The sequence below is a fragment of the Paenibacillus xanthanilyticus genome (genome assembly GCF_042682185.1).
Classification (GTDB): domain Bacteria; phylum Bacillota; class Bacilli; order Paenibacillales; family Paenibacillaceae; genus Paenibacillus_Z; species Paenibacillus_Z xanthanilyticus.
In genome coordinates this window covers 257,598-270,000 of sequence record NZ_JBHUHA010000002.1, presented here as the reverse complement: position 1 = coordinate 270,000, position 12,403 = coordinate 257,598, and the positions used below count along the sequence as shown (strand labels likewise).

At 56.0% G+C, this 12,403-nt stretch carries 11 protein-coding genes, 3 tRNA genes and 1 rRNA gene (1 of these 15 running past the window's edge); 13 read left to right on the top strand and 2 right to left on the bottom strand.

Annotation, left to right across the window (positions count from 1 at the left end; all coding sequences use genetic code 11):
• From ACFSKT_RS18290 to ACFSKT_RS18275, 4 genes are all read left to right on the top strand, one after another.
• Nucleotides 1-1,008 (top strand): 23S ribosomal RNA (locus ACFSKT_RS18290) (it extends 1,923 nt beyond the left edge of the window).
• 84 nt (nucleotides 1,009-1,092) lie between these two features.
• Nucleotides 1,093-1,168, top strand: a tRNA-Thr gene (locus tag ACFSKT_RS18285).
• Between the two features lie 8 nt (nucleotides 1,169-1,176).
• A tRNA-Leu gene (locus ACFSKT_RS18280) sits at nucleotides 1,177-1,263 on the top strand.
• Between the two features lie 3 nt (nucleotides 1,264-1,266).
• Nucleotides 1,267-1,341, top strand: a tRNA-Gly gene (locus ACFSKT_RS18275).
• Nucleotides 1,342-1,457: 116 nt separating this feature from the next.
• On the opposite strand, the gene ACFSKT_RS18270 is transcribed toward ACFSKT_RS18275, so the two are convergent.
• Nucleotides 1,458-2,108, bottom strand: coding sequence for a metal-dependent hydrolase (locus tag ACFSKT_RS18270; protein ID WP_377719560.1), 651 nt, complete (start codon nucleotides 2,106-2,108; stop codon nucleotides 1,458-1,460).
• A gap of 281 nt (nucleotides 2,109-2,389) precedes the next feature.
• On the opposite strand from ACFSKT_RS18270, the gene ACFSKT_RS18265 reads away from it, so the two are divergent.
• The 3 genes from ACFSKT_RS18265 to ACFSKT_RS18255 all read left to right on the top strand — a co-directional run bounded on the left by ACFSKT_RS18265 (nucleotide 2,390) and on the right by ACFSKT_RS18255 (nucleotide 7,380).
• Nucleotides 2,390-5,941 carry an EAL domain-containing protein gene (locus ACFSKT_RS18265; protein WP_377719561.1) on the top strand — a complete coding sequence of 1,184 codons (3,552 nt, stop codon included), beginning with the start codon at nucleotides 2,390-2,392 and terminating at the stop codon, nucleotides 5,939-5,941.
• A gap of 118 nt (nucleotides 5,942-6,059) precedes the next feature.
• Nucleotides 6,060-6,806, top strand: coding sequence for an oxygen-insensitive NADPH nitroreductase (gene nfsA / locus ACFSKT_RS18260; RefSeq protein ID WP_377719562.1), 747 nt, complete (start codon nucleotides 6,060-6,062; stop codon nucleotides 6,804-6,806).
• Nucleotides 6,807-6,864: 58 nt separating this feature from the next.
• Nucleotides 6,865-7,380 carry a DinB family protein gene (locus tag ACFSKT_RS18255; protein ID WP_377719563.1) on the top strand — a complete coding sequence of 172 codons (516 nt, stop codon included), beginning with the start codon at nucleotides 6,865-6,867 and terminating at the stop codon, nucleotides 7,378-7,380.
• On the opposite strand, the gene ACFSKT_RS18250 is transcribed toward ACFSKT_RS18255, so the two are convergent.
• Nucleotides 7,355-7,600 (bottom strand): hypothetical protein, encoded by a 246-nt coding sequence (locus tag ACFSKT_RS18250; protein WP_377719564.1) that lies wholly within the window; start codon nucleotides 7,598-7,600, stop codon nucleotides 7,355-7,357. The genes ACFSKT_RS18255 and ACFSKT_RS18250 overlap by 26 nt on opposite strands.
• Before the next feature lie 169 nt (nucleotides 7,601-7,769).
• Here ACFSKT_RS18250 and ACFSKT_RS18245 point away from each other — a divergent pair, with 169 nt between their 5' ends.
• The 6 genes from ACFSKT_RS18245 (at nucleotide 7,770) to ACFSKT_RS18220 (ending at nucleotide 12,388) form a co-directional block, all read left to right on the top strand.
• On the top strand, nucleotides 7,770-8,441 hold the full coding sequence (locus ACFSKT_RS18245) for a PspA/IM30 family protein (protein WP_377719565.1): 672 nt from the start codon (nucleotides 7,770-7,772) through the stop codon (nucleotides 8,439-8,441).
• Between the two features lie 42 nt (nucleotides 8,442-8,483).
• Nucleotides 8,484-8,888, top strand: a complete 405-nt coding sequence (locus ACFSKT_RS18240; RefSeq protein ID WP_377719566.1) for a DUF350 domain-containing protein — start codon at nucleotides 8,484-8,486, stop codon at nucleotides 8,886-8,888.
• Nucleotides 8,889-8,905: 17 nt separating this feature from the next.
• Nucleotides 8,906-9,412 (top strand): DUF4178 domain-containing protein, encoded by a 507-nt coding sequence (locus ACFSKT_RS18235; RefSeq protein WP_377719567.1) that lies wholly within the window; start codon nucleotides 8,906-8,908, stop codon nucleotides 9,410-9,412.
• A 13-nt stretch (nucleotides 9,413-9,425) separates the two neighbouring features.
• Entirely contained in the window at nucleotides 9,426-10,175 is a 750-nt protein-coding gene (locus ACFSKT_RS18230; protein WP_377719568.1) for a DUF4247 domain-containing protein, read from the top strand.
• Between the two features lie 162 nt (nucleotides 10,176-10,337).
• Nucleotides 10,338-11,546, top strand: coding sequence for a lysophospholipid transporter LplT (gene lplT, locus ACFSKT_RS18225; RefSeq protein ID WP_377719569.1), 1,209 nt, complete (start codon nucleotides 10,338-10,340; stop codon nucleotides 11,544-11,546).
• Entirely contained in the window at nucleotides 11,543-12,388 is an 846-nt protein-coding gene (locus ACFSKT_RS18220; RefSeq protein ID WP_377719570.1) for a phosphotransferase family protein, read from the top strand. Before lplT ends, ACFSKT_RS18220 begins: the two co-directional genes overlap by 4 nt.
• The last annotated feature ends 15 nt before the right edge of the window (nucleotides 12,389-12,403 follow it).

The window sequence follows — 12,403 nt, the reverse complement described above, 5'->3', positions numbered from 1 at the left end:
ACCGAAGCCCCAGTAAACGGCGGCCGTAACTATAACGGTCCTAAGGTAGCGAAATTCCTTGTCAGGTAAATTCTGACCCGCACGAATGGCGTAACGACTTGGGCGCTGTCTCAACGAGAGATCCGGTGAAATTTTAATACCTGTGAAGATGCAGGTTACCCGCGACAAGACGGAAAGACCCCATGGAGCTTTACTGCAGCTTGATATTGGACTTTGGTACGATCTGTACAGGATAGGTGGGAGCCGTTGAAGCCTGAGCGCCAGCTTGGGTGGAGGCGCCGTTGGGATACCACCCTGATCGTATCGGAGTTCTAACCCGCCACCCTGAATCGGGTGGGGGGACCGTGTCAGGCGGGCAGTTTGACTGGGGCGGTCGCCTCCTAAAATGTAACGGAGGCGCCCAAAGGTTCTCTCAGAATGGTTGGAAATCATTCGAAGCGTGCAAAGGCATAAGAGAGCTTGACTGCGAGACCAACAAGTCGAGCAGGGACGAAAGTCGGGCTTAGTGATCCGGTGGTACCGAATGGAAGGGCCATCGCTCAACGGATAAAAGCTACCCTGGGGATAACAGGCTTATCTCCCCCAAGAGTCCACATCGACGGGGAGGTTTGGCACCTCGATGTCGGCTCATCGCATCCTGGGGCTGAAGTAGGTCCCAAGGGTTGGGCTGTTCGCCCATTAAAGCGGTACGCGAGCTGGGTTCAGAACGTCGTGAGACAGTTCGGTCCCTATCTGTCGTGGGCGTAGGAAATTTGAGAGGAGCTGTCCTTAGTACGAGAGGACCGGGATGGACGTACCGCTGGTGTACCAGTTGTTCCGCCAGGAGCACCGCTGGGTAGCCAAGTACGGACGGGATAAGCGCTGAAAGCATCTAAGCGTGAAGCCCCCCTCAAGATGAGATTTCCCAATTAGTAAGACCCCTGGAAGACGACCAGGTTGATAGGTTCGAGGTGGAAGCGCAGCAATGCGTGCAGCTGACGAATACTAATCGGTCGAGGGCTTATCCTAAACGTTTAAGTTCGCAAGAGCTTAGACAAAACACAGCTAAAGTGTTGAGTTTCGTATCCAGTTTTCAGGGTGTAACCCTGTTTTGCCGCTGTAGCTCAATTGGTAGAGCAACTGACTTGTAATCAGTAGGTTGGGGGTTCAAGTCCTCTCGGCGGCACCAGTATGCATGCGGTCATGGCGGAATTGGCAGACGCGCTAGATTCAGGTTCTAGTGTCAGCAATGACGTGGAGGTTCAAGTCCTCTTGACCGCACCATATGCGGAAGTGGCTCAGCGGTAGAGCATCGCCTTGCCAAGGCGAGGGTCGCGGGTTCGATTCCCGTCTTCCGCTCCATATGTACACGATACCGAGACATAGCGTCTCGGTTTTTTTGTGTTGCTTGATGCACAACCAAACTGCGCACCACAAAAACCGCATCGTAAATATCGATGCGGTTCGCATCCTGCGCGTTATTTCAACAGGCGAAGCTTCAAGCTTTTGTTCCACAGGGGATATAACCACTTGACTCCGCTTGGCGTGAGTGTATCCGCGATCAGGTGAGAGAGATAGCCGTAGACGGCCGTAAGCCCGGCGTGTTCGACGTGATACTGACGCTCGAACTCCAGGCCGATCCAAGCCCAAACGCCGACGGCCCATACCGTATGGGTCATGCCGCGGTGGTTCAGCCATGGCGCGATCGCGATAAAGACGCCAAGTCCGATCAGCCACGTCAATCCGCCAGGCCAGCCGTAGAAGACAAGGCCTGCTCCGATCAGACTGACTAACAAATCCCGCAGAAACCCGGATTGGGTCAAGAGACCGAGCATAAAGGCTAACCCGGCGCCAATCCAGACCGGGGTGCGCGACCAATCGGCACCGAAGTATAAGGCAGCGCAGGCCGCGAGACCGGCAGCGCCGCCCCATACGAACAACGACCGGAGCAGGCGGGATAGTTTGCCGAGCTTGCTGCTGAGCATGCTTGTGCCGTCCAGATCGGCGCTAAGCGAGGAGAAGCCGGCCACGGCCAAATAAATGCCTGCGGTCTGCAGCGAATCGGCATAGAGGGTGCTGCAGACGGCGCCGATGCCGATTCCAATAGTAAGATGCGTTCTTCCTTTCATGAAACCTCCAAAGTAATGCGAATGTATGTTTGCCTATTATACCGAGTATGCGATTAAATAACAATATGAGGTTGGCGTCATTCTACTAACTTGTCTGACAGGAAAGATTTAACGCGAGATTTGAGCGGGGCGGAGCTAATCATTTGGATGAAAATGACCGATCTCATTATTACACGAATATTCACATCTTCGAATTACCTTAAGCACGGAAGCTTAGGGAGCCTAGGCGCCGAAGAAATCGGTCGTCCGAGGCTTGGCTGCTTTCTCACGGAGGAGACATCATGAAACGACTAAAAGCAACGAATCTAATCTCCGATATTCTAGCCTTCTTCTTCCTGACAGTTATCGTGCTCGTTCTGCTGGACGTCACGCTTCGTTGGAATATTAGGCTGTGGGCAGGAATGGACCAAACGCTCGCGCATTTAGCGTTATCGGGCACGAGCGCGATCGGCTTGACCGGCTATATCATTTGGCGGGTGAATCGGGTTAAACGGGATGGCGCCATCCACAGGGCCTTGCTCGAGCATATGCAGGAGAGCGTGCTGGCGGTGAATGCCCATGGTAAAGTTGTATATAGCAATAAACAGATGCAGCGCATTTTTCCCGAAATAAGACGCGTCTCGCGCAGTCAGTGGCTGGACTATTTCGGTCTCTACCACGTGGATGGCAAGCCGCTGCCGCTGCAAGATTACCCCAGCTATCGCGCGCTCCGCGGCGAAATCATGGATGGCGAGCATTTGCTGTTCAAGGATGCCAAGCAGAATGAATTGTATCTAAGCTGCAGCGCCAGTCCGATCTATGGCATCGACAAGCGCATCATCGGAGCCATTATTTGTTATCAGGATATTACGGATCGGAAGAAAGCTGAAATGCGGCAGGAAGGCGCCGTGCGGCTGTATCGGTCGATATCGGACAATTTGCATGACTTGCTGGCAGTGGCGGACGCGAGCGGCGTGATCGACTTTGCCTCGCGTTCTTACGAAACGCTGCTCGGCGTGGACCCGCAGACGCTCAGAGGAAGACATGTGCTGGATACGATACCCGCCGAGCACCGGGAGAAATTAAGGCCACTGTTCCATAAGCTGACGGCGAACAAAGAGCTGGTCGTGTTCCAGCACGAAATTATAGATAACCTCGGGACGCCGCATTATTTCCATGTGCATGCGTCGCCGATCTGCAACTCGCTGGGTGAGCTGGAACGCATTCTGATCGTATCGCGCGAATTTACCAAAGAGAAGACGTTCAATGACCAGTTGCTCAAAAAGGAACGAGATCTGGAACGCGCGCAGCAAATCGCGGAAACCGGCAACTGGGAGCTGGATCTGCGAACTGGCGTTGCGCAGTGCTCGAAGGAAGTGCATCGCATTTTCGATATTCCGCTTGAGGTTCCGATTACGTTCGAATCGTTTAGTCGATTGGTCCATCAGGACGACCTGCATCGTCTGCTGCAATATATTGCGAACGTGAAGATGAGCGGAGACGTATTTGAGATCGACGTTCGGCTCATCACCTTGGCCGGGGAACTGAAATATGTGCATTTTCAAGGGGAGTTCACGAAGAACCCGAGCGGTGAGATCGAGCGCTGCATTGGCATTGTACGTAATGTGACGGCGTTGAAGGTATCGGAGATGGAGCTCGATCAAACGCGTTTCCGATTGGAGCAAGTGTTGAAGCATTTGGATATCGTCATCTGGTCGCGTGAATACAAATCCAAACAATGGTTGTACTTAAGTCCGGGCGTGGAGAAGCTGTTCGGCGTGACGGTGAACGACCAGGCCGAAGGACAGGATTTATTCATGGATCTCGTGTACCCGCCGGATATTCCGATCATTCGCGATGCTTTCATCAATGCGGCTGCATGCAAACAAGGGATTACGTACGAGTTCCGCATTTTCCATCGACGTACGGGCCAAATCCGATGGATTCAAAGCAGTTCGACGCCAGTCTACGGGGATGACGGCGACATTGTTTCCATCTATGGCGTCTCGGTCGACGTGACGGACCGCAAGCGTGCCGAAGCGATGCGCAAAACCCAATACGAGGTGCTGAAAGAGCTCGTGTGGGGCAAGCCGCTGAACGAAGTGCTCCAGACGCTAACCCGGCGTGCGTACGAGGACTTGTCGGCAAGCGCGGTATCAATCGTGCTGTTGGAGCGCACCGAAGACGGCATGGAGAATATGGCGCATATTCATAGCTATGGGGTGAAGCTACAGCCCGGCATCAATGGGGATGCGTTCGACGGTCCTTATTCAATCGCTAGACTGGAGCGCAGACCGGTATGGATCGAGGATGTGGAGCGAGATACGTCGTCGGCTGGCAGCTTGTTTAAAGCGGCCTACGCCGATACGAATATACGAGCCTGCTGGATCAATCCCATTATGTCCGGGAAGGACGACAACCTGCTCGGCTTCTTCACGGTCCTATTCGATCAGCCGGGCAACCCGAAGCCGTATGAGACGGAACTGCTCGAAGGATTCATGCAGCTCATCGCACTGGCCATCGAACAGACGCAATCCAAGGAAGAGATTCAGACGCTGGCTTTCTTCGACCCGCTGACGGGTCTTGGCAACCGCAGGCATCTGATGAACGAGTTGAACCGGAATATCGAGGTGTACAGCCGTGAAGGCGGGAGCTTCGGTCTGTTGTACATCGATCTCGATCAGTTCAAATTCATCAATGATTCGCTTGGCCATGATGCGGGAGACAACGTTCTGATCCAAATCGGCAAGCGGTTAAAGCGAGTCGGGACGGAGCTCGTGCTTTCCCGCCTAGGTGGCGACGAATTCGCGCTGCTCGTGCCGGGTTCGGACAACGACAAACATTACTACCGGATAGCGCGAACCGTGATGAATGTGATCAACGAGCCGTTCGATGTTTCGGGGCACGAATTCCGCTTGACGGGAAGCATCGGCATCAGCATGTTCCCGGATCACGGGTCTGATGCGAACGTGCTGCTCAAACACGCCGACAACGCCATGTACCAGGCGAAAGCGGCCGGGCGCAATCAATTCTTCGGGTTCGATGCGAAACTAGACGCCAAGGCGTACCAGCGTTTCATTCTGAGGAGCGAGCTGGACAAGGCGCTATCCCGGCAGGAGTTCGTCTTGTTCTATCAGCCGAGAGTCGAGCTGAAGACGGATACGGTGAAAGGCGCGGAGGCGCTCATCCGGTGGAAACACCCGGTGCACGGGTTTATATCACCCGGCGAGTTCATCCCGCTGGCGGAAGAGACCGGCTTTATCGCGACGCTGGGCGAATGGGTGCTCTGGGAAGCGTGCCGGCAATCGAAAGCGTGGTTGGATGAGGGCGTCTGCAGATTGCGCGTTGCGGTTAACGTGGTCGCCCAGCAATTCTGGGATCCGGGCTTCGTGGCGATGGTACGGCGGACGCTTCACGAGACGGGACTTGAGCCGCAATTGCTAGAGCTCGAAATAACGGAGAGCGCCTTAATGTCCGATCAATTCCGGATGATGGACGTGCTCAGCGAACTGCAGGAGCTGGGCGTTAGTGTGTCGATCGACGACTTCGGGACCGGTTATTCGTCGCTTAGTTATTTGAAGCGGTTTAAAGTCAATACGCTGAAGATCGACCGTTCGTTCATTCAGGATTTGCCGGAGGATACGGAAGACGCGGCGATTACGACGACGATCATTTCGCTTGCACGCAATCTTGGGCTTCACGTGACGGCGGAAGGCGCCGAACGGGCCGATCAAGTCGAGTTCTTGAGACAGCAAGGATGCGATAGCATTCAGGGCTTCTACTATGGACGTCCAATGCCGCCCGAGGAGCTGGTTGCCTTCGTCCAATCCCGTTCGGATAACGAGGAAGCTTGACTTCGCGCGAAGCTTTCCATTACGATATAACAATCATATGAACGGCGTCGAGAGGAGGCATTCATCCGGGCAACGGAGGGTGTCTCCTTTTGCTTCGCCCCTAAGGAGGCTGATTGAAATGACCGCTCACCCGATTATCGAAGCGCTGAAAGAGCATCGTTCCATCCGCAAGTTCAAACCAGATCCAATCCCGGACGAGCATATTCGCGCGATCGTAGAAGCTGCGCAGTCCGCATCGACGTCGTCCAACATCCAAGCCTACACCGCCATCGGCGTGCGGGATCCCGAGCGCAAGCAGGCCTTGTCGGTCTTGGCCGGGAATCAACGATATGTCGCGGAGTGCCCGCTGATGCTGGTATGGTGCGCTGATCTGCATCGTCTGGAACTGGTCATGGAGATGCATGGCGGCCAGCTTCATCAGAATACGGAGACGCTGCTGCTTGGCACGGTGGATGCGTCGCTCGCCGCGCAGAATGCCGCCGTGGCGGCCGAAGCGCTCGGGTATGGCATCGTCTATATCGGGGGCATCCGCAATCAACCCGACGAGGTGGCGGAGCTGCTGCGTCTGCCCGCGAATGTGTATCCGGTGTTCGGCATGTGCGTCGGTACGCCGGATCAAGAGCCGGATTCGCGTCCGCGTTTGCCGATGCGCGCGATCTATCATGAGGAGACGTATGCCGAAGACGAGACGCTTCTGGGCGCCATTAAAGCGTACGACGAGACGCTGCAAGCTTATTATGCCGGACGCAGCGGGGGAGGTCGCGTATCCAATTGGTCCATCGAGACGGCGTCGCGCATGAAGGCGGACAAGCTTCGAGGTCATATGAAAGGTCATTTGAGCCGCCAAGGATTTCGGCTGGAATAACTAGGCAGCATGCGAGCGCTATGTTACAATCGTTTCAAAATTGGAGGAGGGAATCAACATGCTAGTGCGTCCAGAGGAAAACGAATATAGTCTGTATCCGGGTCAATATATCGATTTGGTACCTGAGGGCGATCTGCTCGGGATCTTGGAGACGAGCGAGACGATTGTGACCGCCTTGCTGGAGCAGCTTCCCGAGCCTCAAGGGGACTTTCGTTACGCGCCGGGCAAATGGAGCTTGAAGGAGGTCGTCGGCCATATTACCGACAATGAGCGGATTATGAGCTACCGGCTGCTTCGGATCGCGCGCGGCGATCAGACGCCTCTGGCTGGTTACGATCAAGACTTGTTCATGCAATCGGCGCCGTTCGACGAATGGAGCCTTGCGCAGGTAGCCGAGGATTACAAGAGCGTCCGAAGGGCGACATATACGCTTCTTCGCGGCTTGCGGGATGCGGATTGGCTGCGCATCGGACAGGCGAACGGAAGCGAAATTAGCGCCAGGGCGCTCGCTTACGTTATTGCGGGACATGAAATTCATCATATGAACGTCATCCGCGAACGGTATTTGCCATAATCGAACCGAAGGTACATAAAAAAATGGAATCCTCGCGTCCGCCGCCGGGATTCCATTTTTTTCTGTGCTTATTCGCTTGTTTACGCAGCTTCTCTTGCTTGGTCGGGGTTTGACGGGTAACGGGGGATAGCCCGTTCCAGTCGGCGCGCAGCATCGCGGGGTCAAGTCTGCCGCTTCGGACGAGCTGCAGCCGCTTTTTCTTGGATGGACTGTTAGCCATTGGTTGTTGCCTCCTCGGATAATGTGCGGATTGGAAATCCACCCTATTGTAACACGGCTGCGGCGAACAAACCATGAGCCTGCCTGGATTCGGGAAAGATTGTCGCTCAAGGAGACCGGGTATAGGATACGTGACGGAGAGGCACACAAATGATGGGAGGAACGTGAACATGTCGATTTTCAAACGATTGCGCGATTTGACGATGTCCAACGTGTACGCCATGATCGAGAAAGCCGAGGACCCGGTCAAGCTGACGGATCAATACATTCGCGACATGCAGGCGGATCTGGAGGATGCCGAGAAGGCGGTCGCCGCGCAAATTGCGATTGAGAAGAAATTCAAAATGCTGTACGAGGAGCAGGACGCGCTCGTAAAGAAACGCGACGAGCAGGCGCATGCTGCGGCCCAGATGCAAAACGTCGACTTGGCCAGACGCGCCTTGGAAGAGAAGAAGGCCGCCGAGCAAAAGGCGTCCGAGTACAAAAAGAGCTATGAGCAAAATAAGTCGGCCGCGGACAATTTAAGAGCGAAATTGGACGAAATGCGCAGGCAGCTGACCGAACTTAAGAACAAGCGCGAAACGCTCGTGGCGCGCTACAATGCCGCCAAAGCCCAGCACCAAATTAATCAATCGATGACCGGTTTCAGCAGCGACTCCGCGGCGTCTGGCATGAAGCGGATGGAGGACAAAATGCTTCAGATGGAGGCGCGAGCCGAAGCCAGCAATGAAATGGCCGGCAAAGGCAGGTCGCTTGACGACGAGTTCAACGCGCTTGGCAAGAACAAGGCGGTCGAAGACGAGCTGGCCGCGCTCATGAAGCAATATGAGACAAGCAAGTAATGCACCCGGCGCACGCTAGTCAAATGATGGGAGGATCCGGTAGTGACGATCCAGGAAATAACGGCCATGCTGGTGTGGACCGCGGCGGGCGTCGTGCTGCTCGCGATTCTAATGGCGGTGGATGCTTGGTTTACACGCTATAAGGATTTGGACGAAATACGGCGGGGGAATACGGCGGTTGCGATTCGGTTCGTCCTGAAGCTGCTCGCGCAGACGTATATTTTGTCCAGGTCGATCGCGACGTCGAACGCGCTCGGCGAGGCGTTAATCGCGTCGGCGATTTCGTTCGTCATCCTGCTCGCGTTGGAAAGTTTACTCCGAATCGGATTAAGAAGCGCGGCGCGAATTGATTTGGACCAAGGCGTGCAGGAGGGCAAATCGTCGCATGCGCTCCTCGCGGGTTCCCTCCACGTCTCAGGTGCGCTGATTATCGGCGCGCTCCTATAGGCGATGGAGGTGCGTAGATGAGTCTGTTTAAACGACTGAAGAACATCGTGTCCAAGCCTGAGCCGCCGCGCGCGGAATGCGGCGCCCTGCAGATCGGGCCGGGCGACGTTTGCGAGGTGTCCTTAGTAACTTATCAGGTCGTGGGGCGGACGCAGAACCTGCGGCGCAACCAAGTCGTGCTTACGCTGCAGGATGGCGTCGACATTCGATATTTGGCGATCGAGGAGCGGGAACGCATAGCCTATGCGCTTTACGTACCGATCGACGGCCGGCTGGATTCCGTTGAAGAGGTGCCGACGACGCTGGAGTTGGACGGGACGATCTATCATTTGGAGGAGCAATTCTCGGGGGATATTCACGTCGTCGGCCGAACGCCTTTCATGCAGGGCGGGGATCAGCATGTATGGCAGTTCCAGTCCGACAGCCGCAAGCTGCTTCGGGTAGAGTGGCAGGATGGCCGATTCATGCTTTACGAAGGCGAGGACGTGCTTCCGGCAGACGTGCGCGTGATGAGAGGCAGTTAGGAGGCGTAAGAACGTGCGGCAGAAGTGGTCGTTTGTACTCAAATTCCTGCTGATTGTTGGCCTAATCGTTCCGCTATTGGCGTCGTGCGGGGGAATCAGCCAGACGATCCAGCAGTCGTATCCGCTGGAATCCGTTAACGGCAGCGGCACCGCCGCTTCCTATGTGTATCGCGCGGCGAACACCACGGTGATGGAAGCCGCCCAGGAGTTAATCGCCAAGCAGACGCCGCAGCAGCAATCGCCTGCAGCTAATGACCGGATGTTCCTCGTCTATGCTGACCGGATCGTGCACATCCAACAGGATGAGCAGCTGCCTTCGGATACGTTGATCGAGGTTAGCTCGCGGGAATACGTGCGGAACAACTACAGCATGAGCTTCCTTCAAGGGTATTTGCTCGCCAGTCTGCTGAATGATCTGTTCGATTACGGACGGTACAAGGGCGGCAGCTACCGAGGCTATACGCAGCGTGACGTGTATAGACCGAGCACGGGCGGCTATCGGGCCCCTACCGCCCAGGAGAAGAAGGCGCTGCCTCCGATTACGGTGCAGAAGCGAGGTTCGGTCTTCAGGCGGGGAGGGAATGCCGGAACGACAACCCGCCCGGGCAGCGGAGGCGACGTATTCGAGCGCACGCCGACAAGGCCGGGGACGATTACGAGAGACGGCACGCGCGGACAGCCGACGAACGATTGGATTACGCCGCGGAAATCCAAAGTACCCCGCACCAAATCCGGCTACGGTAGAGTAAGACGGAGACGCTGAGGATGCGGCATTTATATTCAGACCCGTTTGGCGAGCAGCCTTCCGCAATGGAATGCTGCTTTTTGTTGTGTCGCGAAAGGGGAAAGGGCTTCCAGTTGGCGCAACTTTCGGTATATGATAAGAGGATGGAAACAATCAAGTCGCGAAAGGACGAGCAGGGGTATGGCATCAAGGCAACGAACTTGGTTATCGCCGCTGAACGCGGTCGTGCTGACACAGTTTTTGAGCGCGTTCGCCGATAATCTGAACTTTTTTCTCATTGTAGGCATGGTGAAGCGGCAGGGCGTAGAGAATCCGGATACGACGGTCGCATATATTCAGATTGCCTTTCTGTGCGCGTACGTGCTGCTGGCACCGGTCGTCGGCGCGTTCGCCGACAAGCAAGCGAAGTCGCGCGTGCTGCTCATCGGCAATCTGCTTAAAGCCGCCGGCATCGCGCTGCTGCTGCTGGGCTTGCCGCCCGCGCTCTGCTACTTATTCGTAGGAATCGGCGCAGTCGTGTACTCGCCCGCGAAATACGGAATTTTGACCGAACTGACCTCTACAGAGGACGAACTCCTGCGAGCCAACGCGAAGGTCGAGGGATCGACCATTCTGGCGATATTGCTCGGTACGGTAGCGGGCGGCTTCCTGGCGCAAAATTCGGATCTGCCTGCTATTCTGGTCTGCTTGGCCGTCTTCCTCATCTCCTTGGCGATGACGTTGCTCGTGCCTGCCCGCGGGGGAGATTCCTCGATTCGATACGGCGTGGAAGCGATGCAGTTTCTGCGGGATGCCGGCACGTTGTTCCGCAATCCGCGCAGCCGATTCTCGCTCATCGGGACGGGATCGTTCTGGCTGACGGCAGCCGTGCTTCGCATTGCGCTCATTGCCTGGCTGCCGCTGAATTTGGGCATTACCGATACCGATCAGCAGTCGATGATGATCGGCATTACGGCGATCGGCGTCGTCGCCAGCGCCTTCATCACGCCGCGCTGGGTGCCGGCCGGCAAGCTGCATCGCGCGTTCTATTTTGGTCTCCTCATGGTCGCTATGGTCATGTCGGCGGCATTCACGCATACGCTGTGGCTGACGATCGTGCTTCTCTTCCTGATCGGACTATTCGGCGGCATCTTCGTCATCCCGCTCAATACGATGCTGCAGGAAGAAGGCAAGCGCTTGATCGGCGCCGGCAAAACGATCGCGGTGCAAAATTTCTCCGAGAACGTGCTGACCGTGTCGGGCTTGACGATTTATTTGACGCTTAGCGAGATGGGCATCTCGGTGAACGGCTCCGTGATCGGGACGGGCGTCGTGCTGCTGCTGTTCGTTCTGTTCCTATCGACCCAGCTGACGCAAATCCGGACGGGAAAGATGGTGGCTGACCGATGAATTTGACGGTTGTCGCAGCCGAGCTGTTCGCAGCCGGCGTTCTCCCGCCGGGCGAGCTGGTGATCACCAAGTTCAGCGGGGGGACGAATAGCTCCGTATTCGCCCTGCAATGCGGGGAACACGATCCGCTCGTGCTGAAGTTCAACGATCCGAAGACGATCGCGGCCGAAGCGGCCTACTTGCGTCATTATCCGGATATCCCGCTGCTGCCCGATCTCTACTACGCGGATCCGCAGGGTCGCTATTTGGTCTATAACTACATCCACGGCAGCTCTGCTTACGTGCAAGGGAGCAAGCAGGAAATGCTGGCCGCGCTTGCGCTTGGCGTCATTGCGCAATACCGGTCCGTAACGTGGCCGCAGGAGGGCAGGTTCCCGTCCTGGCAAGACTACTTAATTGCGGAGATCGAAGATACGCGCAAGCGTTCGGGCACGTTGTTCACGGCCGCCGAACACCGCATGATCGCAACGCTGGCCGAGAAGAAGGAGCGGGCCAGCGATCCGTTCTGTCTGCTTCATGGCGATTTCGGCGTTCACAATTTCATCTTCGATGACGGCGAGCTCGTCGGCGTCATCGATCCGATTCCGCTGGTCGGCCAGCCGGTCTATGAGCTTGCTTTCGCGTTCTGCTCCTCGCCGGACGACCTGGAGCCGGACGTGATCGCCAGCATCGTCAGACAGAAGGATTGGCCGTTCACGCGGAATTTGAACGCCGTTTACGAAGACGTGCTCATCGCGTTGTACAATCGGATCGTCACGTGCACGGTTCATCATCCGCGAGATTTAAGCGCGTATATGGAAGCCTGGAAGGAATGGAAGCTGTTCGTGAACTCCAAGTCATAGGGCGAAGGAGGAGAA